Consider the following 25288-nt stretch of genomic DNA (forward strand, 5'->3'; position numbering starts at 1 on the left):
GCGATGCTGCACTTCTATAGAGCTATAGTAACATAAAAGATTTCAATTTAAAACCCTTTTTAGCGAGACGCCCCCCATGGATCCAATCCTTCCCTTTGTTTAACTCCACAAAATAAGAAGGATACTGACTTAAATACGATAGCCAGTAGCCTCAAAATTATCTGTTTTTTTCCGAGCGGACAAACAAAGCAACACTCACAGCAATGAGCGAAGATGCCTCATGGAAGAAAGAGGCGGTCGAATTGCTAAGAGAGTTTATCGGAATACTTGAACTAAACAATGATATAGATGTTTGATAAAAGGACTGCCCGTTTGACTGGCAGTCCTTTGCTGTGGTGGTACTGTATTAAATGAAATCACAATTGTATCCAATAACGTTTTATTCTTTTATCGTCTACACTTACTTCCTTTTCAAATTCTCCGCCATTTGTAATTATTATCTTTTCACTAGGCACATTATCGGAATTACAGGTGATCATCACCTTTTCTAATCCATGGTTTTTACAATTTTGCAGGTTTTGCCTGAGCATTTCTGTTGCATAACCCTGCCTTCTTTCAGATGGCCGGACGGAATATCCGATATGACCGCCCCAAACTCCCAAAACAGGATGATCAATGTGATGCCTGAAATCAATGATTCCTACAATTTTATTATCGACCAAACGGACAGCAATGTACGTATCGGAAGTGACCTTGTCTTTTGGACAGGTTTCTTCATAATTAAGCATTTCAATGCCACGGATCCATTCCTCTGCCGATGAACATTGTCTTAAATTCCCACAGCCATCCATGCTGTCGCCGAAATCCATTAACTCCTGGCGATACTTCATAATATCATCTGCATATTCTGCAGTTGGTTTTATAAGCTTGATTTTATCCATAAACAAGGCCTCCCTGGTTATACTTTCCCTTTTGCTTCCTTCCAGTCAACAAATAGATTGTAACGTTCCGTCTTAAAAAGCAAGACACAGTAGTTTGGATCTTCCGGTCCGTCGAAATTTTCTTCAAGACCCTTGTACCACATCTCTTTTTTTATATCCGGGTCGGTTAATATCTCTATGGTGCCGACCAGGGTGATATTGTGGTCTATTGCATTAAAGCAAACACTGGCATGGCTGCATTGTTTAATACGATCAGCTTTATTGCTTCCAAGCCCGGTACAGAATGTGATCCGGTTAATACCTTCTGCCTTTGATGCGGATATTGTAGAGGCGGTTGGATAACCGTCTTTGTCAATCAGCGCTAATACGCAATATCCCTCGTTTCCTCCACCGGTCTTTTTTGCAATAATTTCTCCGGCTCTAGCAATGATTTCTTCATTCATTATATTTGCCTCCTGCTTTTTTATTTGAAACAAATATATCACATCAATTAAGACAACAGTATGTCATGTTCTTACTTTATAATATCATATCACTAAAAAACTACCAACTATTAATTTTCAATCGGATATTAGTGATCCCAAACAGTTTTTTATTAACACCTTGATGCTGCATATGGGAAGTGATATAATCTCCTCAACGCAAAGACAGAGGGGCAGATAACAGTTGGAGGTACAGATGAAACATTCTACTTATAAAGAAAAAGATCTTGTTCACATCAGCTTTGAAATCGGACTGCTTTTAAAGGGCATTCATGGCTTAATGGAGATTGTTGGAGGAGCATTCCTGATATTTTTAAGCCCCACCAGATTGAACTGGCTGACGCGTTTTTTAACCCGGCATGAATTATCGGAAGACCCAAAGGATATAGTAGCAAATTTCCTGGTAAGCTTAAGCAACAGCTTTTCAATCAGCGCTCAGCATTTTGCTGTATTTTACTTAATGTCCCACGGAGTTATAAAATGCATCCTGATACTTTTACTGTGGCGCAAAAAACGATGGGCATATCCGCTGACCATCTTCTCCTTTCTTCTTTTTATGGCGTATCAGATATACCGCTATACGTTGACTCAATCTGCATTTCTCATTGTGCTCACCATTTTTGACGCGGTTATGATTGCATTAACCTGTATGGAATATAAGAGAATCAAATCCTAATTTATGAAGCCAATTGGAAAGGTGGTTGAATAACATGTGTGGCAGATATTACATTGAAATTGATGATGCTGAATTGCGTTCTATTGTTGCCGAAGTAGAAAGAAAAACTGCGGTAAAAACCGGAGAGATATTTCCGACTAACCTTGCACCTGTCTTATCCCCAAACGGAATCATGACAGCAATGCGTTGGGGATTTCCTAAATTTGACGGCAAGGGTGAGATCATTAATGCCCGAAGCGAAACGGCAGCGGAGAAAAATATGTTTCGGCGCCCGATGATGGAGGGACGCTGCCTGGTTCCTGCAAGCTGGTATTTTGAGTGGGAACGACGCGGAAAGCAAAAGGTGAAGTATGCCCTGATGACTCAGGAAAGGAGTCCTGTATGGATGGCAGGGCTGTCTAAAACAGACTTACAAACAGGAGACTCCACTTTCGTTATCCTGACTCGTCCGGCCTGGTCAGGCATTTCATTCATTCACGACAGAATGCCGGTAATTCTCCCTCAAAAAAGTCACGATGAATGGCTTCATGGACACGACCCAATTAGCACAATGAATCATGCAATTAGTGAAGTACACTATAAGGCGATATAAAAGATCGGGCTCAGTCATGGCATATTTAAAATTTAAGCATATAATATAAAGATTATATAAAATCTCTAAGGGGCCATAAAAGCGCATGAATGAGTTAGGTACAATCACGCAAATGGGACGAATACTGCAAGTTAACAATGCAATGGTTACAGAGGTTTTTACTCGCAGCAGGGTTACCGGATATATAAGCATTATCTACACTCAGTCTGTACAAGATGAAACCATATCCGAACCCTTAAGGCTTAATGCAAGTTTTTACACAGATGTTCTGAATCCATCCGGTCAACATATATGCTTATGTGACATCCAGGAAGGCATGCTGGTGGACGCCTTATTTTCACCGATTATGGAATGGCGCATTCCGCCGCAAGCTAACGCTTATTTAATTGTTGCCAGAGAATACGATGAGCCATCACTTCATTCTACCACGGCTCAAATTACAGAAGTGGATATGGATAATTTTGTTTTCTATACTTATGATCCTGATAATCCCGATAATCAAATAGAATTTAATATTGCCCCTAAGGCTACCGTTCGTGATAAAAATGGCTATCCTGTTCCTTTCCGTACCCTTTATCCTGGTTTATTAGTGAACGTGGTCCATTCCGAAATAGAAACTGAAGTTATCCCGTATCGAGCGATTGCTTTCCATATTCAAATATTATAGCTTATCAAAGGCGTCTTTTGCTATCAATAATATAAACTTTACTTAATGATGTCAGCAGGTCTCTTCAGCCTGCTGTTTTTTTATCTTCCCTTTTATTTCCACTATTAATCGAACGTACATTCGATTATAATATAGCCGAGGTGATTCCATGAATAATGTCATATTTCATATCGATGTAAACTCCGCTTTTCTAAGTTGGGAAGCAGTATATCGAATCCATCATCTGGGAGGAAATTTAGATTTACGGGATATACCGTCAGCGGTTGGCGGAGATATTACAAAAAGGCATGGTATTATACTTGCAAAAAGCATACCGGCAAAGAAGTATCAAATAAAAACAGGGGAGTCCGTGAATGAGGCACTGCGAAAGTGCCCTGACCTGGTTTTAGTTCCCCCAAACTACAACCTCTACCAGAAATCTTCATCTGCATTTATTCAAATCTTGAAACAATATTCTCCTGTTGTGGAACAGTATTCCATTGATGAGGCGTATATGGATATGACTGGTACTGAAGTCTTGTATGGAGATCCTTATAAGGCAGCAAATGATATAAAAGAACGTATATACAAAGAACTTGGCTTTACCGTAAACATTGGGGTTTCAAACAATAAAGTCCTGGCTAAAATGGCATCAGACTTTAAAAAGCCTGACAAAGTGCATACGCTGTGGTTAAGTGAAATAAAAGAAAAAATGTGGCCATTACCTGTAACAGAATTATTTTTTGTAGGCAGGGCAACATTTCGTAAATTGCGAAATCTGGGAATCAAAACCATAGGAGAATTGGCACAGACTGATTTATCAATCATCAAAAGTCATTTCGGCAAGTATGGGGAGGTTATATGGTCTTTTGCAAACGGAATCGATGTTTCAGCAGTGGAACCTGCTCCCCCGCCAAATAAAGGTTATGGGAATAGTACAACCACTGCATTTGATTTATTGGATGCAGGTACAGCCAAGTTAGTACTGTTATCTTTGGCAGAAACCGTATCTGCCAGATTAAGAGATGACAACGTGAAGATCCGTGTGGTTTCCGTAGGAATAAAGGACTATAATTTTGTATATTATGGTCATCAAAAAACCCTTGATACGCCAACAAATATCACCAATGAAATCTATGAAGCCGCTTGCAAAATATTTGATGAGATGTGGGATAAGATTCCTATCCGTCATTTGGGAATCCATACAAGCCATGTAACCACAGAGGACAGCCGCCAATTAAATATATTCGATAAAGTAGATTATGAAAAGTTGGAACGGCTGGATAAGGCAGTAGATGAAATCAGAATGCGCTTTGGAATGGACTCAATTAAAAGAGCAAGTTTTTTAAATGATAAAGCAGTTGATCACATGAGCGGGGGAATCAGCCGGGAGAAAAGGACTGTAGATTACAGCAAACAACATATATTGTAGGTGGCAGATATGGGAGTATTTGGAATTGGAACTAATGTAAAAGATATTAATAACGAAGAACCAAAAGGTAGGATGTATCATGTCGCCTGCAAGGTATGGTTTACCGCCAGCTGCAGCCCCAGGCCTTTAAGTTTAAAGTTTGAAGGTGATGACGGTATGATACAAACAATCTCTGATATAACCATAAAATGTTCAGAAGATAAAAATTATAACGGAATCCCTTCAAAAGAATTTCAATGCAGTGCAATCAATGGGGGACTGAAAATAGAATTTAAACTGATCTTTTATATGGAAGCCTGTAAATGGGTTATGATAATATAAAAAGGTGGGGCCGGGATCCCGGGTACCCACCTGTAATATTTACTCTGATAGTCCCGGATTCTGCAGCACCCTGCTATCCTCTGGAGTGATTATTACCACCACCAGTTACATCTGTTACAGCCAAAAAAGCCATTGCAAAAATTGCATCTGCAATTTCTCCGGCAGCATCTGTTAAAGCAACACATATATTTCCCCCCCTTCTAAAAGCGTTATACTATACTTTATGGTACAAATAGACAAGGTGTGAAAATCAGGCCCAATGCCAGTCCAGTTACTTCCTGTAATTCCATTTTTTATATGTTACATTTCTATTACATAAGTGTTACAATGGGGTTGTACAAAAACAAAAACAATAAGGAGGTTATGTATCATGTTCTTTGATTTTAGCTCATGTAACTTAAGCGATTTATTAGATTTAATTTCTCAGTTCTGCAAATAATATTCCAAAAAAGGTTCAACCGCCCTCACGGTTGAACCTTTTTTCTGCAATTCTTATTTCCTGCACAAGCAGAAAGGATGCCCTTCCCGTACCTTAAGGTCAAATTCAGCATATGATATAACAATAGAAAAAGCAAAGGAGTTTCTTATATGTGCAGCCCATGCATTTTTACCCCATACCGCGATGTAAACTGTAAAGACCTGGTGATCTTCCATGAGGCCACAAGGGATTTACGGGGCGCAACCTATAAGCCCTACCTGGTATCCATTCAAGAGGCCAGGGGAATCAACTTCCGCTTTATCTGCAATTCCTTCATTATGACCCGTCCTCCCCAGAATGCCATAACCATGGTATGCATTTTCAAACCCTTTTGCAAAGAGGGGGAAAAGGAGGAGTTAAGGGCGGTTGTAACAAGTATATGTAAAATGGGTTGCTATAAAGGTTAGTGAAAATAAGGTGATTTTATTATGCGAAAACCAAGATCGGAGATTGGATATATCCTGCCCCGATTTTCTTTCATTAGAAGCGGCCTGCCAGATCATGATTGGTACTGATCAAAGCAGGCCGCTTTTATGCTGCCTTAGATTTAGTGGATACCCTCGCCCTGATAACAGCCGCCCGCGGCAGCGGTTTATCAAAAGCGTTAATAAGCCAGCCGGTATACATCAACCATCTCTGGTTTCCCAAGTGACCGGATTCCGGGTAAAGTTCTGGATCCGTAAAAGGAACATTTATCCGCCAGCACTTCTAAATCCGTTTCCTTAATTCCCGCATTCAGTTCTCTTAAGCTGACAGGCATTCCAAGGCTCTTAAAAAATCCTTCCAATCTGTTAATCCCATTAAGAGCTGTTTTTAAAGGCTCTTCAAAGTTCATTTCCTCATTCATCACACGGACAGCCAGTTGGGCAAACCTCATAGGATCAACTTCGCATACGTACCTGGACCAGGAGCAGAACAGGGCAGACAGACCGGCACCATGGGCAATGGCCGGATACATCCCTGACAGCTCGTGCTCCAATTGGTGAACCTGCATCATATATTCCCTTCCCAGACCGGTAAGCTCATTATGAGAGAGGCTTCCTGCCCACATAAGAGTTGCACGTGCCTCATAGTCCTCCGGGTTTTTATCTGCCACAGTCCCTGCTTCCATAACAGAGGTTAAAAGCCCCTCCGCAATCCGGTCCGTCAAAGGAGTATCCTTTGTCGGCCCTCCCAGATACCGCTCCAGTGTGTGCATCATGATATCCACGGTTCCGCATCCGGTCTGGAATTTACTGACAGTAAACGTCAGCTCCGGATTGCAGATGGCAAACAGCGGACGATGGGTTGGGCTGTTAAACCCACGCTTTAAGCCTCCCTCTTCATTTGTAATGACGCAGGATAAGCTTGTCTCACTTCCCGAAGCAGACAGAGTGAGAATGTTGCCATGGGGAAGGGCTTTTGCCGGAACTTCTTCCTTTAAAAAGAATTTCCATGGATCTATATCCGGATTAAGTGCTCCATCTGCAATGCACTTGGCCGAATCAATCACACTTCCGCCTCCCACTGCCAGAATGAACTCCACATGTTCCCTTCTACACAGCTCCATGCCTTCTTTTGCCAGGGATAAAACCGGATTTGGCTGCGCTCCGCCAAAAAGAATATATTCGATTCCATGCTCTCTTAAGGATTCTTCCACCAGCCCAAGCAGGCCGCTTTTTCTTACACTGCCTCCTCCATAATGAATCATGATCTTATGAAATCCATATTCAGAGATGATGGCACCTGCTTTTTTGTGGGTATCACGGCCGAATATTACTCTTGTAGGTACGCAGTATTCAAAATTATTCATTCTATCCTCACTTTCCGCTACGGTCTGATCTTTATGTTCCGCATCATTTTTATTCTTAATGAAAATTATACCACGAACATATCTTTTTTCCAATATAGACTCTCCTCACCTCTGTTTCCCTTCATATTTTTTAATATCACAGCATATCTTATAAAGGAAAGCCTTAGTAATCTGCTTTCCTTTTTCATATGTAAGTAGTTCGATTCACCTGGCGGCTCTTCGAACGGCTGATCTGCTGTATTCAGTCCGGGCCCGGCTTGCCTTTATAAAGTAAATCATGCCATGGAATGACAAGGAGAACGCTTATGAACCTATTTAAAAAAGATATCAGACTTACCCATGTATCCAGACATCATATCATTATTTACATAGAAGTCATTGTTCTGACATTTCTGTTGGTCTCCTTGTTTTTCATATCCCCTGGTGGGAAACTCTCATTTCCGGTAGTGAATCAGGACAGTAACGCCAGTCCCTCGGAAGCAAAAAAATATATTAAATGGGTGGATTTTGATGTAACCGCAAGGGCCATGCAGGAGGCCTTCCGTTATGATGTCAACACCTGTCAGTCAGAGCCCCATTTAAACTGGGTGGATTTACTTGCTTATCTCGGTGTCAAGTATGGAGGGGATTTTTCCAGATATTCCACCAAAGATTTAGATGCTCTGGCGGAACAACTGCTTTCCGGTAAAACTATGGAAGAAGTGACTGCAAAAATGACTCATTATGCCTATTACAGAGAAGCTTATGGAGCTGTACTGGATGGCCTGGTCGGCCAGTACGATATTCAGATCCCCTCCCAAAATGCGCCCCTCTACGCCACCCCTGCCCTTCTTCCCGACGGCACACAGGATCCGGATAAGGTCTGGGTAAAGAAGTATGGGCTGAAAAGCTTTTCCCCCATTGCAAAGGGATTCCCCTATAACGATTTTGACGATTTTGGAGTAGCACGCTCGTATGGCTACAGACGGCAGCATCTGGGGCATGACATGATGGGGCAGGTGGGAACTCCCATCATTGCAGTGGAAAGCGGCTATGTGGAGGCCATCGGATGGAACCAGTATGGAGGATGGCGTTTGGGAATCCGCAGCTTTGATGGAAAGCGGTATTATTATTACGCCCATTTAAGAAAGAATTATCCTTATCATAAATCCTTAAGCCAGGGCAGCATCGTTACGGCAGGAGATGTGATCGGTTATCTGGGACGTACCGGATACAGCCGGAATGAAAACACCAATAATATCAATGAACCTCATCTCCACTTTGGACTTCAGCTTATTTTTGATGAGTCTCAGAAGGAAGGGAACAATGAGATCTGGGTCAGCTGCTATGAGCTGACCAAATTCCTTTCCATGAACCGCTCCGAGACCCTTAAGAACCAGGAGACAAAAGAATACAACCGGGTTTATGATATGACGGATCCTGGGATTCCTGATAATTTCATTCCGCCTGAACCACCTAAGGAAGAAAATTAACTTAAAATTAACGGGGGCTGTTGCGGCAAGTGCAACAGCCCCCGTTATCTTCATACATTTGAGGAGACAGATATGTTATCGCTTTATTTTACTTTTGGCTGCTGCTGGGTAATGCAGTGGATATTTCCGCCGCCAAATGCAACCTCTTCGGTACGTACCCCAACCACTTTGCGGTCCGGATACATTTCCTGGATCTGCTGTAATGCCAATGCATCGTTCTCATCGCCATACTGGGGAACGATCACACCCCCGTTTACAACCAGGAAATTCATATAGGAAGCGATGGAAATCTCGCCATCTTCTCTTGGAAGGGTACCCTCTACCATATCAATCGCGTCTGCGCCATGAAGCAGAACAGGGTTCCTGGTCAGGCAAAGCTTATGTACCTTTAATTTACGGCCCTTTGCGTCCACTGCTTCAGATAATGTTTTATAAGCTTCCTGAGCCTCTCTATAGAAAGGATTCTCTTCATCTTCCGTCCAGATGCAGGCAACCTCCCCCGGTCTCACATACTGGGCAACATCGTCAACATGTCCATTGGTTTCGTTTGGATCAATGCCATCCTTAATCCAGATAACCTTCTGGCAGTTTAAGTATTCATCCAACATACCTTCGATTTCTTCTTTTGTCATGTGAGGATTTCTTCCCTCACTTAACAGGCACATTTCTGTGGTAATAATGGTTCCCTCTCCATCTACATGGAAGGAACCGCCTTCCAGAACAAAACCTTCGGTACGATAGGAATCAATTCCTTCTATTTCACATACCTTTTGTGCCACTAGATCATCCTGATCCCATGGGAAGTAAAGTCCGTCTACCAGGCCGCCCCATGCATTAAAGGTCCAGTCACAGCCCCTGATGCCGCCTTTATCATTGATGACAAAGGTCGGTCCGCAGTCCCGGATCCAGGAGTCATTGCTCGTCATCTCAACCACTTTTATTTCAGCAGGAAGATGGGCACGGCAGTTCTGAAATTGTGCCGGAGATACGCAAACAGTAACCGGTTCGAATTGAAGGATTGCTTTCGCTACCTCAGTAAATATGGTCTGTGCAGGTTTTGCGCCATTTCTCCAGTTATCCGGCCTTTCCGGCCATAACATCCAAATCTGTTCCTGCTCTTCAAATTCTGCAGGCATACGGTATCCATCCTGCTTTGGTGTTGTGTTCTCAATTCTCTTTGCCATAATTTATCCCTTCTCTTTCTTATTTATTTCTTTTTCTATTTACAATCAGTTCACCAAGTATAAGGAATACCGCTGCCCCGATGGTGATCGGCAGGACTCCTGCCAGGGTGTCCGGATCAAAGCTTAAAGGAACCGCGGTGAAGATCAGCGCAATGATGATCAGCGTCATTGGAACGAATGCTAAAACCCTTAAGAAACCATTGCTTCCCGGAACCCTAAAGGGCCGTTCTGTATCCGGGTCTATCTGACGAAGCTTTAAGAAGGCCGGAAATACAGGAATATAGGAAAGCAAAAACATAACCAGATTCAGTGCGAAGAAGCACCAGAACAGATCCTGATTGGGTATTAAGGGGGCGATGATTAACACCGTGCTGGCTACCAGACCATTCATGATGGCAGCCCCAATGGGCATATCATTCTTTTTGCTCCTTATCTTAAATACCGCCGGCATATCCCCGTTTTCTGCCGAATAAGCTGCCACATTGTTTACTCCCAGTGACCAGGAAACCATATTTCCAAAAAGAGTGAGCAGGAAGCCAATGGCAACCACTGTTACAATGATTCCTCTGGTGCTGCCGGTCAAAAGCTGAACACTTGCAACCAGTCCGGTACTGGTACTGATCTGATCAGCCGGAATAGCAACACCGATTCCAAATGCCATAAAGATATAGATCAAAGCAATGACAATTCCGCCTGCAATAATGGCCTGAGGAATCTGCTTCTTGGGATTTTCCATATCATCCGCAAAGGTACAAACAACTTCAAATCCAAGGCAGTTAAATAAAATAACTGATATGTAGGATAAGCTGTTTAAATTAAAGCTTGGAATCAAGGAAGTTAAGGTGTATTCGTTGGCAACTCCATGAGTCACCGCACCATAGATACCAAGGCAGCCCAGGATGACTGCTATGAGAATTTTAATTACTGCCGCCCCGTTTAAGATCCAGGTACTGTCACAAACGGAGAAAAAGCTGATAAAAACAATGATCCATACAAATGTAAGCTCTATGATCAGGGACGGGAAAAATCCCAGTTGTCCTCCAGTCAAAAGATTAATAACCTCGGGGAACATAAGCGCCAAAGAAGCCATCCAAAGCGGAAAGTTGATCCAGTAGTACCAGGACACCCTTCCTCCCCATTTTTTACCAAAGGCTTTTGACACCCAGTCATATAATCCACCGTCACCCTCATAGGTTGTCCCCAGTTCTGAGGAGATCAAGCCATATGGTAGCAAAAATGCTATTAAGAGGAAAATCCACCAGAAATACTGGGAATTACCAATCGCTGCCACCGGACTTGCTGCTTCTGCCACAAATACAACACAAATCACCGTCATTATGGCATCAATTAACCGAAACTTCTTCTTTGGCGCGTCTGACATAATTTTCCTCCTATCTGATACTTCTATCATCCATGAATTTCTCTAACTGTTCCTTTGCTGCTGCGATCTGAAGCTCGCTGGGAGCCTGATCTCTCTGATACTGTGTAAAGTAAACAAGCAGACCTCTCATTGCTGTCAGGCGGTTTCCTGCCTCTAAAAATGCAACGGAGCTGTCGCTGTCAAGCACCTCATCGGTCACATCTTCCCCTCTGGTAGCAGGCAGGCAGTGCATGAATTTGCAGCCGATATTGCCAAGAGACATTAAATCTTTGTTTACCTGGTAATCCTTGAATGTAGCAACGCGCTCTTCCTTTGGAGTCTCGTTTTCATACAGACCGTACCATACGTCTGTGTAAATGAAATCTGCTCCCTTTACGCTGTCACGGTTATCGGTTACTTCCCATGTACCACCGGAAATCCTGCAGTTTTCTTCCATGATCTTTTTGTGCTCTTCCAAAAGCTGATTGTTCTTCGGTCCATAATGAACGAAATGCATACCGAGCTTTGTGGTGATAAATCCGAGAGAAGCACATACCTGTGTTCCGTCGCCTACGAAAACAACCTTGCAGTCTTCCAGCTTTTTACCTCTTGGAAGATGCTCTACGATGGTACAAAGATCGCCGATTTCCTGGGTTGGATGATTGTAATCACTCATACCGTTTAATACCGGGATCGTACATGCTTTGGCTAACTCTACCACGGTGTTGTGTTCAACCACTCTGGCCATTACCACGTCGATCAGCTGGGAAAGCACTCTACCTGTATCGCCGATGGTCTCATGCCCGCCAAGCTGAATCATGCCAGGTCCTAAGTACTGGGCATGTCCGCCAAGCTGTTCCATCGCTGTTTCAAAGGAAACACGGGTTCTTGTTGATGACTGCTGGAAAATCATTCCCAGTGTTTTTCCTTTTAACAGAGGAGGATTATAGCCTGCCTTAATGCTTTTTTTAATTGCCAGGGACAGTTCAATGATGTCTAATAACTGCTCCTTTGTGAAATCGTTGGTGTCAATAAAATGTGTAATTCCGTTTGCTTTCATGGCAAAGTCTCCTTATATAAATTTTTATAGTTAATTAGTTAAATGTAAATATCGTGCCTGTCTTTCCGTCCAGCGCCTCAACCGCATTGTCAAGAGAGGTGATAATTGCCCGTTTTGACGGGTTGGATCTTACAAACTTCATGGCTGCCTGTACCTTTGGAAGCATGCTTCCCGGAGCAAACTGCCCTTCCTCACAATACTGGTTTGCTTCCATAAGGCTAAGATGGTCCAGATTCTTCTGATCCGGCTTGTTGTAATTGACCGCCACCTTTTCAACTTCCGTTAAAATCACCAGGATATCTGCCTCCACTTCTTCTGCCAGAAGCTCTGCTGCAAAATCCTTATCAATCACTGCTGCCGTTCCATGGAGAGCGCCGGTTGGATCTTCAATGACCGGAATTCCACCACCTCCGCAGGTGATGACAATTGCCTTTGGCCATAACTCTTTTACCGCCTCAATCTCCACAATCTTTTTAGGAATCGGAGATGCAACCACTCTGCGGTATCCCCGGCCGGCATCTTCTTTCATAACGTATCCTTTATCTTCTTCCAGAGCGTGAGCCTCTTCTTTGGAATAGAAAGGTCCGATCGGTTTGGTTGGATTATGAAAAGCCGGATCATGCTCATCTACAATCATCTGGGTAGCGATGGTGACAACAGGAAAGTTCTGATTCCTTTTATTGAGCGCATATTTCAGCCCCTGTTGCAAATGATATCCGATATAACCCTGGGACATTGCCCCGCACACGTCAAATGGCATAGGTGGTGTTACATCTTTTGCAGTTTCAGATGCCAGCAAAATTCTCCCTACCTGAGGTCCGTTCCCATGTACGATGGCCATCTCATATCCACGCTCATTTAATTCTGCTATATACTCGCAAGTCTTATGAACGACTTCAAGCTGTGCTTCAGCAGTTGCCTCTCCTTTTCCTGACTGCAGTGCATTTCCACCTAAGGCAAGGACTATTTTCTCTGCCATCAGTAAAACCTCCTTTTGTAATTTTTGATTTGCTGTGATTTGCTTTTTCCGCGTCGTCACAAGATGAAAATAGCAGTTCTTACACCGGTTGAGAATGCAACCATTGGGTAGATATTTATAACACTTTTAACTCTAATCCACATAAACCACCCTAAACTTTTGTGCACTATGCACTAATAAATGGGTTTTTCACGAAATTTAGGAGTTGAAAAAACTTTTTTATTTGCTATACTGATGATGGGCAACTTGAGGACGTACAAAAGTCAGGAGGAATTATGGAAAAAGGTATCGTATTCATTTACAATTTGGTTTTGATCATGGTATACTCCGGTGTCATTTGGATGTCTTTTTCGCTCTTTTTTAATGGAAAAGAAAAGATCCTATTATGGATAGGGATTATATTCGGGGCAGTTTTAACGGATGAAATTGTGATTTTTGCGTCAGAAATGTTTGAGAATTTTGCAGAAAATTATAATAGACTTTTTATGATCGTTCCGACCCATAAGACAATGATCTATCTGGTCTTTTCCTTGGGCTGTCTGACCATCTTTAAACGGTTGTTAAATAGAGCAATTAATTGGCGTGATTATATAATTTTAGCAATTTACGTGACTTTCATGCTATTCGTACCGATCATGGAAAACAGTGCCTGGAAGATATGGCTCTATTTCCTCCCAAGCCAGCTTTACAACACTTATTTAGGAGCGGAATGTTTAGGGATAATAAAAAAGAACCCTGAGGAATATCAGGATCCTTTCTTTAAATGGTGTGAAAGACTTTTTTATATCACTGTTCTCATGAATATCTTCATCATTATAGAAGATACCATTGTAATCTTTAATTTTGATACTTATTCAAAATATTATATTAATATGAATAACAGGAGTTTTACTTCTGATATCCTATATCTTATTTACGCTATATTTTCTGCAGAATATCTCATGTACTACTTAAAGATTTCTTTGAGGAATAATACCATTGTATCGGAAGTAACCAGCCATACCCGCGGAAATCTGCCCACTGATATAGAAGAAAGCATTCTATACCGTTTCAGTGATGCCCACCACCTTACCGCAAGGGAAAGGGAAATCCTGAGTGTGCTCCTTATGGATAAAACCAACCAGGAAATAAGTGATGACCTGTACATCTCTTTAGGAACAGCAAAAACTCATGTTCATAATATTTTTCAGAAAATCGGGGTTGTAAAACGCCCTCAGCTCCTGGATGTTTACGCCGCCTACCGGGATGAGCAGTTAAATAAAGAACCAGAAAAAGAAACGCCGTCCCCATAGGCTTTTGCCAGCCGGGGACGGCGTGTTTTATTTTAGAAGATGGATAAATAATCCGCTGCGGAGCTTTGGCTCGAACCATGTGGATTTAGGAGGCATTAAAAGTCCTGCATCCGCCACGTCAAATAGTTCCGGAGTGGAGGTTGGGTACATGGAAAATGCCACCGTCATATCCTGGCTGCACCGTTTTTCCAGTTCTTTAAGCCCCCGGATCCCTCCAATAAAATCAATTCTCTTATCCGTTCTGGGATCTTCGATTCCCAAAACTGGACCAAGCAGATTGTCCTGGAGAATGGATACATCCAGGCCCTTAACCGGATCTGTGGACTGTAAGGAATTGAAAACTTTTAAACAGTACCATTTACGGTCTAAGTACATACCAAAGGTTCCTTTATTCAAAGGTGCAAAGGCTTCGTCCCCCATACAGGCAACTTCAAAGGACTGCCCAACTTTTTGTAGAAAGTCATCTTTTGAAAGACCGTTTAAATCCTTTACCACCCGGTTATAAGGCATGATCATCAGCTGGTCATGGGGAAACAGCACGGAAAGGAAATAATTAAATGGTTCTTCTCCTGTATACCCCGGATTTTCCACACGCCTTTTTAGACCCACCTTTACAGCGGAAGCTGCCCTATGATGTCCATCTGCGATATAAGTAGAGGGAATCGTGCGGAAAGCCTCTTCAATCAGGGCGATCCTGTCTCTGTCATGAATCCGCCATACCCTGTGGCTGATTCCGTCTTCTGCCACAAAATCATACAAAGGCTCTGTGTCCGTTATTAAATTCACAATTTCGTTGACTGCTTCATTGGAACGGTAGGCCAGGAAGATCGGGCCAGTCTGTGCATCGGTAGTATCCACATGGCGGATCCGGTCCACCTCTTTTTCTTCTCTGGTATTTTCGTGTTTTTTTATGACCCCATTCACATAATCATCAATGGAAGAACAGGCCACGATCCCGGTCTGACGCCTTCCGTTCATCGTCAGTTCATAGATATAATAGGCTTCCAGACAATCTTTCTTAAGAGTCCCGTCCTCTATCCAGCTTTTTAACATCTCCCCGGCTTTTTCATAAACACAGTCATCATAAGTGTCCACATCATCAGAAAACTGAGTCTCCGGCCTGTCAATGTTTAAAAATGACTTAGGGTTGGCTGCCGTTACCTGGCAGGCCTCCTTACGGCTGTAAACGTCATAGGGAAGAGCTGCCACCTGACCAGCATACCGTTCATCAGGTCTAACGCATTGAAATGGTTTTACAATTGCCATAATATCTCCTTTATTTAACAACCCTTACCCGGAGTACGCCCTTAATACCACTTAGCTTCCGTATGCTCTCTTCATCCGGAACACTTTCTAAATCGAGCAGGGTATAAGCGTACTTTTCACGGCTTTTGTTGGTCATATCGGAGATGTTCATATCTCCTGCTGCCAGTGTTCCTGTAATCTGCCCGATCATGTTGGGGATATTTAAGTGAAGCACTGCAATACGGCTTGCTGCCTTGCACACTCCCATATCACAGACAGGAAAGTTTACGGAATTGCGTATATTTCCGTTGTCAATGTAATCCACGATTTCCTCTACTGCCATTTTGGCACAGTTATCCTCAGATTCTTCGGTAGAAGCGCCTAAGTGAGGGATAACGATGGCACCTTCCATGTGAACGGACTTTGGATTGGGGAAGTCTGTAACATATTTTTTTACCTTACCGGTTTTTAAGGCCTCTGCCATATCATCCTCATTCACCAGAATATCTCTTGAAAAGTTCAGAACTACAACGCCGTCCTTCATGCGATCAAGGACAGCCTTATTCACCATTCCTTTCGTGGAATCAATTAGAGGCAGGTGAAGGGTTATGTAATCGCATTCCTGGTAAATGGTATCTACGGATGTGATATGCTTGATATTTCTGGAAAGCTTCCATGCCGCATTTATGGAAATGTAAGGATCATATCCATAAACCTCCATCCCTAAGGAAGTGCAGGCATTGGCCACTTCCGCACCAATGGCTCCAAGTCCGATGACGCCCAGTTTCTTTCCCCTAATTTCATATCCTGCAAAGGCTTTTTTAGCTGCTTCCGTGGATTTTGCAATATTCTCATCGTCCTTATTGTCTTTGCACCAGCGAATGCCTCCTTCAATATCCCTGGAAGCCAGCATAAGGCCTGCAATAACAAGCTCCTTGACTCCATTTGCATTGGCTCCCGGAGTATTAAACACCACGATCCCTTTTGAGGCACACTCATCCAGGGGGATATTATTGACTCCTGCCCCGGCTCTTGCAATGGCTAAAAGACCCTGAGGAAACTCAAGCTCATGCATGGAAGCGCTTCGGACAAGGACACCATCTGCTTCTTTTATGTCATCTGTTAAAGTATAATCTTCTGTCAGCAATGAAGTTCCGCAGCTGGAAACCGCATTGAGGCAATGAATTTTTTTCATCATGTCTCCTCTCCCGACCGTATGGTCATTTCCCATGCTTTGTTTCAAAATCCTTCATAAAGGCAACCAGCTTCTCCACACCTTCTATGGGCATGGCGTTATAAATGCTGGCCCGCATACCGCCTACGCTCCGGTGGCCTTTTAAGTTTTCAAAACCTGCCGCCTTGGATTCCTTTACAAAAAGTGCATCCAGTTCCTCATTTCCGGTCACAAAGGGTACATTCATCAGAGAACGGTCCTTTTCTACTACAGTACCGGTAAACATCTGGCTCTGGTCCAGATAATCATATAGAATGGCTGCCTTCTTTTCATTGAATTCTTTCATGGCTTCTAAGCCGCCCCGGTTTTTTAACCATTTAAACACCTTTCCGCAGATGTAGATTCCATAGGCAGGCGGAGTATTATAAAGAGATTTTTCATCGGCATGAGTTTTATAGCGGAGCATGGTAGGCGTTCCAGGAAGAACATCCTCTGTGATTAAGTCTTCCCGGATGATGGCGATGACCACGCCTGCAGGCCCTACGTTCTTCTGGGCACCTGCAAAAATCAGACCGTATTTTGAAATGTCAATGGGTTCCGATAAGAAACAGGAGGAGAGATCAGCTACCAGTGTTTTTCCTTTTGTATTTGGCAATGTTTTAAACTTAGTCCCGTAAATTGTGTTATTTTCACAGATATAAACGTAATCCGCATCATCGGAAATCGGAAGATCCGAAACATCCGGGATATAACTAAAGGTCTTGTCGGCGCTTGACGCAACCGCATTGGCCGTACCGTAAAGCTTTGCTTCCTGGTATGCCTTCTTCGCCCACTGTCCCGTGATGATGTAATCTCCCACCCGGTTCTTGAATAAGTTCATGGGAACCATAGCAAACTGCTGGGAGGCTCCGCCCTGTAAAAACAATACCTTGTAATTGTCCGGAATCGCCAATAAATCCCGCAAATCCGCCTCTGCTTCGCCGATGATGGTCTCAAACATCTTAGACCTGTGGCTCATCTCCATGACAGACATACCGCTGCCTCTGTAATCCATCATTTCTTCTGCGGCTTCTCTCAGGACTTCTTCCGGCAGCACAGCTGGCCCTGCGGAAAAATTGTACACTCTGCTCATAATCTTCCTCCTCAAACTTTTGTCTTAAATCTTTAAGTCTTCTGCGTCAAACGCATCCTGGATGGGCGCTCCCGGGGATACCATTGGGAATACCTTGTCATCGCAATGAATCTGACAATCTATAACAACAGGAACGTTTAACTCCATGGCTTCTCTTAAGACAGGTTCAAATTCGTCCTGGCTGGTTACCCGATAAGCCTTGGCTCCCAGCCCTTCCGCTACCTTTACAAAATCTACCTGATCATTAAGAACTGTATGTGAATACCGCTTCCCATAGAACAGGGTTTGCCACTGGCGAACCATGCCTAATACGTGGTTGTTTAAAACCACTTGAATGATGGGAATATTGTAACGGGTAGCCGTGGCAATCTCATTCATGTTCATACGGAAGCATCCGTCTCCTGCCACGTTAATGACCACCTTATCTTTGCAGCCTAACTTTGCTCCCAGGGAAGCCCCCAGGCCATAGCCCATCGTTCCAAGGCCACCGGAGGAGAGAAAGCTTCTGGGATATTTATACTGATAGAACTGGGCAGCCCACATCTGATGCTGGCCTACCTCCGTTGTGATAATTGCGTCACCCTGTGTAATCTCATAAATCTTTTCAATAACATAGGGACCAGTCAGAGAGCTTTTATCAAAGCGCATGGGATACATATCCTTCAACCGGTCAATGTGGGCCAGCCACTCTTCATGGTTGATGGGATCTAAACGGGCATTCAGCTTTTTTAAGATCACCTTTACATCACCCACAACGCTGGCAAATGTCTTGACATTCTTATTGATCTCAGCCGGGTCCACATCAAACTGAAGGATCTTCGCCTTTCTGGCAAACTTAGCGGCATTTCCTGTTACCCGGTCGCTGAACCGCGCACCCACTACGATCAATAAATCACATTCCGTAATTCCAAAATTAGAAGTCTTGGTTCCATGCATTCCTACCATTCCGGTATATAATTCATCGGTTCCGTTAAAGGCACCTTTTCCCATAAGACTGTCTGCCACCGGGGCCTGGATCTTATGAGCGAAGGAAGAAAGCTCCTCCGAAGCATTGGCTGCAACTGCGCCTCCGCCTACGAAAATATACGGCTTCTGGGACTTTCGGATCAGCTGCAGCGCTGTCTCTAAATCCTCCTCGGTTATGGTGTCCTCCTGCCTTTTAATAGGCTCGGGAGTCTTGGATTCGTATTCAAAGGTACCGGCGGTTACATCCTTTGTGATGTCCACCAGCACAGGACCCGGTCTTCCGGTCTGAGCGATCTGGAAAGCCCGGCGGATGGTGTCAGCAAGCTTTGTTATATCTTTAACAATAAAGTTGTACTTTGTGATTGGCATGGTCACACCGGCAATATCTATCTCCTGGAAGCTATCCCTTCCAAGAAGATTCACCGCTACGTTGCACGTAATGGCAACCATTGGAATGGAATCCATAAAGGCAGTAGCTATTCCGGTTACCAGGTTGGTGGCTCCAGGCCCTGAGGTGGCCAGACAGACTCCCACCTTACCTGTGGCTCTTGCATATCCGTCGGCCGCATGGGCTGCGCCCTGTTCATGGGAGGTCAGGATATGAGTGATCTCCTCCTGATGTTTATAAAGGGCATCGTATATATTTAAGATCGTTCCGCCCGGATATCCAAAAACAGTATCCACTCCCTGCTCTTTCAGGCATTCGATCACAATCTCTGCTCCTGTCAATGTTTTCATAGGCTGCTCCTTATCTTTTATATTTCAAGAATCGCTCCCCGGCTTGCCGGGGCTGCCATGGCCGCATATCTTGCCAGATATCCGGTGGTCACCTGCGGTTTCCTTGGCTGCCAATCGGTCTTTCTTCTGGCCATTTCTTCATCAGATACCTTTACGTCCAGCCGATGGTTGTCAATATCAATAGAAATGATATCTCCCTCTTCCACCAGGGCAATGGGACCTCCCACCGCTGCTTCCGGACACGCATGCCCGATGGAGGCGCCTCTGGAAGCGCCGCTGAAGCGGCCGTCGGTAATGAGAGCCACTGCGGATCCCAGTCCCATGCCTGCAATGGCTGAAGTGGGATTTAACATCTCTCTCATGCCCGGGCCTCCCTTGGGGCCTTCATAGCGGATAACAACCACGTCTCCTGCCACAATCTTTCCGCCTTTGATGGCTGCTATGGCATCCTCTTCACAGTCAAACACTCTTGCCGGGCCTTCATGCTTTAACATCTCAGGCGCTACGGCGGAGCGCTTTACCACTGCGGAATCAGGGGCAAGATTTCCTTTTAATATGGCGATACCACCGGTCTGGCTGTAGGGATTTTCCACCGGACGGATCACTTCAGGATTATTATTTACACAACTCTTAATATTCTCTCCAACCGTTTTTCCAGTTACGGTCATACAGTCTAATTCCAAAAGTCCCAGCTTGCTGACCTCGTTCATAACAGCATAAATGCCGCCTGCTTCATTTAAATCTTCCATATAAGTAGGGCCTGCCGGAGCCAGATGGCAAAGATTCGGAGTCTTGGCGCTGATTTCATTTGCGATTTCCAGATTTAAGTCCACTCCAGCCTCATGAGCAATGGCAGGAAGATGAAGCATGCTGTTGGTGCTGCATCCCAAAGCCATATCCATGGTCAGGGCATTGCGGAAGGCTTTTTCTGTCATGATATCACGAGGACAGATGTTCTTCTTAAGCATCTCCATAACCGCCATTCCCGCATGCTTTGCCAGCTTAAGCCGTTCCGAATAAACCGCAGGAATGGTACCGTTGCCTTTTAGTCCCATTCCCAAAACCTCGGTCAGACAGTTCATACTGTTGGCCGTATACATGCCGGAGCAGGAGCCGCAGGTAGGGCACGCCTTTTGCTCGTATTCCCTCACATCCTCTTCTGTCATGTTTCCTGCGGTATAAGCGCCCACCGCCTCAAACATGCTGGACAGGCTGGTTTTATGCCCTTGCACACGCCCTGCTAACATTGGTCCGCCACTGACGAACACTGTGGGTATGTTAATACGAGCTGCTGCCATTAAGAGTCCAGGAACATTCTTATCACAGTTGGGAACCATGACCAGGGCGTCAAAAGCGTGGGCTCTGGCAAGGCATTCTGTGGAGTCTGCAACCAGGTCCCTGGTAACCAGGGAGTATTTCATTCCAATGTGTCCCATAGCGATTCCATCACATACTGCAATGGCCGGAACCATCACCGGTGTACCGCCTGCCATGGCAACTCCCATTTTAACGGCATCCACTATTTTGTCCAGGTTCATATGGCCTGGTACGATTTCATTATAAGAACTGACAATACCGATCAGAGGTCTTTCCATCTCTTCCTCCGTCATTCCCAGCGCGTTAAACAGAGAACGGTGAGGCGCCTGCTGCATCCCTTTTTTTACTGAATCACTTTTCATGTGCTGCACACTCCTTTTCTTATCCAATCCGTTCCGCAATCAGATCTCCCATCTCTGCGGTTGAGACTTTTTTACACATTTCCGAATAAATGTCTGCCGTCCGGTATCCTTCCTTAAGCACTTCTTCCACAGCTGCCTCCACGGCTGCCGCTTCTCTGTCCAGATCAAAGGAATAGCGAAGCATCATAGCAGCAGAAAGTATGGTTGCAATGGGATTTGCAATATTTTTACCCGCAATATCCGGGGCAGAGCCGTGACTTGGTTCATACATTCCAAACTTGCTTTCATTCATGCTGGCCGAGGAAAGCATTCCAATGGAGCCTGTGATCATGCTGGCTTCATCGGATAAGATATCGCCGAACATATTCTCCGTAAGAATCACATCAAACTGTCCCGGATTCATGACAAGCTGCATGGCACAGTTATCCACCAGCATATGGGTTAAGGTTACCTCCGGATAATCCTTTGCCACCTCTTCCACCACGTTTCTCCAAAGCCTGGAGGAATCCAGAACATTTGCCTTATCCACGCTGATTACCTTTTTCCGGCGTTTCATGGCAATATCAAAAGCCTTAACGGCAATTCTTCTTATTTCATTTTCATTATAGGTAAGAGTATCCACGGCAGTCATAACGCCATCCACTTCTTTGGTACACCTCTCCCCGAAATACAGTCCTCCTGTCAGTTCTCTCATGATGACCATGTCAAACCCGTCTCCAATGATCTCCTTCTTTAAAGGACAGGCATCAGACAGCTCTTTATAAAGATAGGCAGGTCGGATATTGGCAAATAAATTAAGACCCTTACGGATGGCAAGTAGCCCCGCTTCAGGTCTCAGATTCGGTGCCACATCGTACCATCTTGAATTTCCTACATTTCCGCCAACTGCCCCAAGGAGAACGGAATCACTGTTTTTCGCTGTTTCAAGGGCTTCATCTGTTAGGGGAACGCCATATGTATCAATGGAAATGCCGCCCATCAATACTTCTGTATACCGGAACTCATGACCGTATACACTTCCCACTTTATCAAGGACCTTTCTCGCCTCTCCAATGATTTCAGGCCCGATCCCGTCGCCGGGAATCACTGCAATGTTGTAATTCATCTCTTCCACTCCCTCTATGACACTGTACTATGCTAATATATTTCTTCTCATAATAGAACATTTATCGGGATTTTTCAACTAAAATAAAATAATTTTCGGGAAATAGGTATATAAGATTGGAATTGATACCATAAATTCAAGTTATAAGAGAGGCTTTTATTCATGAATTTAAGTGCCTGGGGAAGAGAAAAAAGGAGGAAAGGGCAAGCCTTTCCTCCTCTGTATGTTCTATGAAATGCCTTTGTCTACTGTCAGACATTTATCAATAGAAGCCTTTTCAATTTCATTAATATTGGAAGAACCTTCCGTACGGGTGTAATAGCAGCTGGAATCGCTGTTTAGGGAACCCACAGACAGAGTAAACGTTTCTTCCGAGCCGTTCTTATCATAAGTATAAGTAATGACCGCAGCCGGTTGATCCAGGCCGTAACCTGCCAGTTCATTTTCCTGCACTTTATAATTGGAACAGCTTTTTACCTTCAGACTGCTTAAGGAATCTGCCAGAACATTTAAACCGGAATTATCGGAAATCTTGTTGTCCGGCAAATCCGCGGAGTCCCGGTACCATTCGATATTTCCGTCTTTATCTTCCAGCTTCTTTTTTACAAAATGTTTACTGGAGCCGTCCTTTGTTACTGTTATGCTTTTTATGTCAGCCCCTGAAACAGCAGGAAATTCTTCCAGGGCCATCAGATCATCTAAACCGCTGTTTGTTTTGCTGTACAATGTGGAGCTGATAAGATACGGGGTATCCTGCCCCTCCACAGAGGCATAATAATCTCCATCCCCGGTGGCATTGCCGAGAAGGATCACAGCTTTTGTCCCATCCTCTGCGGCTGCTGAAATCGTTTTTATGGGTTTATCCAGACCATAGGCGCTTAAGCTATCTCCACCTTCCAGTTTACGCAGGGCTTCAAGCTTTGAAACCGTGGAAGCAAGGGAATCCATTTCCTCCTGCTTCACCGGAAAAAGGACATCTCCGTCATAGCCCCATTTGCCGTCTTTTTTCGTAAAGGACAGCTCCTGACCGTCAAAATCATAGGAAAGGCTTGAAACATTGGAAAGGTCGGTGAGATAGACTTTTTCTCCCTCCTCCTTCTCCTTCGCCTGCTCTTTGGAGTGGTTCATATACTGGCCCACTCCCACATAGATTACACACAGCGCCGCCAGAGCCGCCGTTCCATACAAAAGGCCTCTTTTCTTTTTCATGTTTCAGCCTCCTTTTACAGACGTCTGCGCTTCAGCCAGATTACCAGACCGGCTGCCAGCGTAACCACCGGGATAACAAAAATAAACAGGATTCCCCACATGCCTCCATGGGTAACGGTGTTATACGTTACATCCAGGCTCTTGGCCGGTATGGATACATTGGAAACATCATCAAAATTAGCTGTAACCGCGTTCATGAAAAGAGTTAAATTGGTTAAGTTGGTAAAGCTGGTATTTAAGCCCTCATCAATAAGAGAAGGAGTACTGAATACGGTCAAACGTGCCGTTCCTGAGTCCAGAGTCTTCTCTGAGACAGCTCCCAGGATATAGGTTCCTTTTGTCTGCTTATCGGCCGTTACCAGCATACCTCCGTCACTGGTCTCCATAAAAGGGGTTACTTCCACGCCATCCGGCAAATCCTGTTTCTGGGTCATGGCTGCAGACTGAAGGACAAGAGCTGCACTTTTTCCATCAATTCCGTTTGTCACTTCACTTCCCGCCTGAATCGTTGGGAAAATATAATAGGGATTGTTCTGGTAAAATTTCTTGGTATCTGCTGCAAGTCCGTTTTCCAGATTCAAGCCGTAATCGCTCATAAGAGCACTTAAGTTTGGACGGTCCTTTTCCTCATAGCCTGCAAGGATTAAAACCCTTCCGCCTTTATCCAGGTAATCGGAGATCATCTTCTTTTCATCATTCGCCAGGTCTGATGCCGGGGCATTGATGAGCAAAAGTTCACAATCCTCAGGAATGCTTCCTCCTGTTAAAAGATTTAAAGAGTTCACGGTCAGATTGGATTTTTTTAACAGATCGGAAGCCGTAGTTCCAAGAGCCGCCTCTCCGTGTCCTTCCGTCACGTAAACCGTTTTCTGCACATCGTTGATCACATGGGAAATGGCTCCGGTAAGCTGGCCCTCTCCGTCAAATTCTGTTTCCTTGGACTGTCCATAATAATAGTAGGACATTTCATCCATTTTAATGATATCCGTCAGGGCGATGGATTCTGTCCTGCCTGTGGAATCGCAGCTTATCAAAAGAGTGTTATCCTGCGCTTTTAACTTATTTACCTGGTCCGGATGAAGAACGGAATCCACGGTTTCTACCTTGATGTGGCTGGATAAATCCTCGTAGCGCTTGATAAAGCTTGTAATCCGCTTATCTACAGAATCCGGATCGGCTACCACATAAATCGTTACATCCTTATCAAGTGCCTTAACAAGATCCTTTGTGGTTCCGCCCAGGGTATAGATCTGGTTGCTGCTCATATCCCATTGCCGTACCTTCTCCGGAAGACGGCCTACGATCAAGTTTAATATTACCACGGCTGCTATGACAATCATTGATAGGATTGCCGTGTAGCCTCCTTTTTTAAATTTTCTGGTCATTTCCATCC

The 25288-nt window shown here is 44.2% G+C and carries 23 protein-coding genes; 8 read left to right on the forward strand and 15 right to left on the reverse strand.

Going from position 1 to position 25288, the window contains the following annotated elements:
- Positions 1–356 precede the first annotated feature (356 nt).
- Together ACHZES_RS11030 and ACHZES_RS11035 are read right to left on the reverse strand one after the other, a co-directional pair.
- A complete protein-coding gene (locus ACHZES_RS11030; protein WP_395548906.1) occupies positions 357–881 on the reverse strand; it encodes a GNAT family N-acetyltransferase in 525 nt (174 codons plus the stop codon).
- 17 nt (positions 882–898) lie between these two features.
- A complete protein-coding gene (locus tag ACHZES_RS11035; RefSeq protein ID WP_038281250.1) occupies positions 899–1324 on the reverse strand; it encodes a pyridoxamine 5'-phosphate oxidase family protein in 426 nt (141 codons plus the stop codon).
- Between the two features lie 235 nt (positions 1325–1559).
- On the opposite strand from ACHZES_RS11035, the gene ACHZES_RS11040 reads away from it, so the two are divergent.
- The 6 genes from ACHZES_RS11040 to ACHZES_RS11065 all read left to right on the forward strand — a co-directional run bounded on the left by ACHZES_RS11040 (position 1560) and on the right by ACHZES_RS11065 (position 5915).
- Complete coding sequence (locus tag ACHZES_RS11040) at positions 1560–2039, forward strand: DUF2127 domain-containing protein (RefSeq protein WP_395548907.1); 480 nt, start codon at positions 1560–1562, stop codon at positions 2037–2039.
- A 34-nt stretch (positions 2040–2073) separates the two neighbouring features.
- Complete coding sequence (locus tag ACHZES_RS11045; RefSeq protein WP_051835184.1) at positions 2074–2631, forward strand: SOS response-associated peptidase; 558 nt, start codon at positions 2074–2076, stop codon at positions 2629–2631.
- Positions 2632–2716: 85 nt separating this feature from the next.
- Positions 2717–3298, forward strand: coding sequence for a hypothetical protein (locus ACHZES_RS11050; RefSeq protein WP_051835185.1), 582 nt, complete (start codon positions 2717–2719; stop codon positions 3296–3298).
- A gap of 148 nt (positions 3299–3446) precedes the next feature.
- Complete coding sequence (locus tag ACHZES_RS11055; RefSeq protein WP_395548908.1) at positions 3447–4709, forward strand: DNA polymerase thumb domain-containing protein; 1263 nt, start codon at positions 3447–3449, stop codon at positions 4707–4709.
- A gap of 9 nt (positions 4710–4718) precedes the next feature.
- Positions 4719–5030, forward strand: a complete 312-nt coding sequence (locus tag ACHZES_RS11060; protein ID WP_154524650.1) for a hypothetical protein — start codon at positions 4719–4721, stop codon at positions 5028–5030.
- Between the two features lie 588 nt (positions 5031–5618).
- Positions 5619–5915: a hypothetical protein gene (locus tag ACHZES_RS11065; RefSeq protein WP_038281253.1), complete on the forward strand. Its 297-nt coding sequence runs from the start codon at positions 5619–5621 to the stop codon at positions 5913–5915.
- A gap of 197 nt (positions 5916–6112) precedes the next feature.
- Here the strand turns inward: ACHZES_RS11065 and ACHZES_RS11070 are convergent, their stop codons facing one another.
- Entirely contained in the window at positions 6113–7300 is a 1188-nt protein-coding gene (locus ACHZES_RS11070) for an iron-containing alcohol dehydrogenase (protein WP_038281434.1), read from the reverse strand.
- Between the two features lie 305 nt (positions 7301–7605).
- Between ACHZES_RS11070 and ACHZES_RS11075 the strand changes: the two genes are divergently transcribed.
- A complete protein-coding gene (locus ACHZES_RS11075; protein WP_038281255.1) occupies positions 7606–8772 on the forward strand; it encodes a M23 family metallopeptidase in 1167 nt (388 codons plus the stop codon).
- Positions 8773–8855: 83 nt separating this feature from the next.
- Here ACHZES_RS11075 and aguA read toward each other — a convergent pair whose 3' ends face one another.
- The 4 genes from aguA to arcC are packed head-to-tail and all read right to left on the reverse strand — an operon-like array spanning position 8856 to position 13355.
- Positions 8856–9956 (reverse strand): agmatine deiminase, encoded by a 1101-nt coding sequence (gene aguA, locus ACHZES_RS11080; RefSeq protein ID WP_154524652.1) that lies wholly within the window; start codon positions 9954–9956, stop codon positions 8856–8858.
- Positions 9957–9975: 19 nt separating this feature from the next.
- A complete protein-coding gene (locus ACHZES_RS11085; RefSeq protein WP_395548909.1) occupies positions 9976–11337 on the reverse strand; it encodes an APC family permease in 1362 nt (453 codons plus the stop codon).
- 10 nt (positions 11338–11347) lie between these two features.
- On the reverse strand, positions 11348–12376 hold the full coding sequence (gene ptcA, locus ACHZES_RS11090) for a putrescine carbamoyltransferase (RefSeq protein ID WP_038281263.1): 1029 nt from the start codon (positions 12374–12376) through the stop codon (positions 11348–11350).
- A 34-nt stretch (positions 12377–12410) separates the two neighbouring features.
- Positions 12411–13355: a carbamate kinase gene (gene arcC, locus ACHZES_RS11095; protein WP_154524656.1), complete on the reverse strand. Its 945-nt coding sequence runs from the start codon at positions 13353–13355 to the stop codon at positions 12411–12413.
- A gap of 275 nt (positions 13356–13630) precedes the next feature.
- On the opposite strand from arcC, the gene ACHZES_RS11100 reads away from it, so the two are divergent.
- Positions 13631–14647 (forward strand): helix-turn-helix transcriptional regulator, encoded by a 1017-nt coding sequence (locus tag ACHZES_RS11100; protein ID WP_154524658.1) that lies wholly within the window; start codon positions 13631–13633, stop codon positions 14645–14647.
- A 27-nt stretch (positions 14648–14674) separates the two neighbouring features.
- Here the strand turns inward: ACHZES_RS11100 and ACHZES_RS11105 are convergent, their stop codons facing one another.
- The 8 genes from ACHZES_RS11105 to ACHZES_RS11140 all read right to left on the reverse strand — a co-directional run bounded on the left by ACHZES_RS11105 (position 14675) and on the right by ACHZES_RS11140 (position 25280).
- Positions 14675–15913 (reverse strand): DUF1015 domain-containing protein, encoded by a 1239-nt coding sequence (locus ACHZES_RS11105; protein WP_395548910.1) that lies wholly within the window; start codon positions 15911–15913, stop codon positions 14675–14677.
- A gap of 10 nt (positions 15914–15923) precedes the next feature.
- Positions 15924–17087, reverse strand: a complete 1164-nt coding sequence (locus ACHZES_RS11110; protein WP_395549000.1) for a phosphoglycerate dehydrogenase — start codon at positions 17085–17087, stop codon at positions 15924–15926.
- Positions 17088–17112: 25 nt separating this feature from the next.
- Positions 17113–18198, reverse strand: coding sequence for a 3-phosphoserine/phosphohydroxythreonine transaminase (gene serC / locus ACHZES_RS11115; protein WP_038281274.1), 1086 nt, complete (start codon positions 18196–18198; stop codon positions 17113–17115).
- A gap of 24 nt (positions 18199–18222) precedes the next feature.
- Positions 18223–19902, reverse strand: coding sequence for a biosynthetic-type acetolactate synthase large subunit (gene ilvB, locus ACHZES_RS11120; RefSeq protein ID WP_038281276.1), 1680 nt, complete (start codon positions 19900–19902; stop codon positions 18223–18225).
- Between the two features lie 17 nt (positions 19903–19919).
- Positions 19920–21581 carry a dihydroxy-acid dehydratase gene (ilvD, locus tag ACHZES_RS11125; RefSeq protein ID WP_395548911.1) on the reverse strand — a complete coding sequence of 554 codons (1662 nt, stop codon included), beginning with the start codon at positions 21579–21581 and terminating at the stop codon, positions 19920–19922.
- 19 nt (positions 21582–21600) lie between these two features.
- On the reverse strand, positions 21601–22686 hold the full coding sequence (gene leuB, locus ACHZES_RS11130) for a 3-isopropylmalate dehydrogenase (protein ID WP_395548912.1): 1086 nt from the start codon (positions 22684–22686) through the stop codon (positions 21601–21603).
- A 228-nt stretch (positions 22687–22914) separates the two neighbouring features.
- Entirely contained in the window at positions 22915–23895 is a 981-nt protein-coding gene (locus ACHZES_RS11135; protein WP_395548913.1) for a DUF4340 domain-containing protein, read from the reverse strand.
- Positions 23896–23909: 14 nt separating this feature from the next.
- Positions 23910–25280, reverse strand: coding sequence for a GldG family protein (locus tag ACHZES_RS11140; protein ID WP_154524666.1), 1371 nt, complete (start codon positions 25278–25280; stop codon positions 23910–23912).
- Between the last annotated feature and the right edge of the window lie 8 nt (positions 25281–25288).

The organism is Lacrimispora sanguinis, from assembly GCF_044987295.1.
GTDB lineage: Bacteria > Bacillota > Clostridia > Lachnospirales > Lachnospiraceae > Lacrimispora > Lacrimispora celerecrescens_B.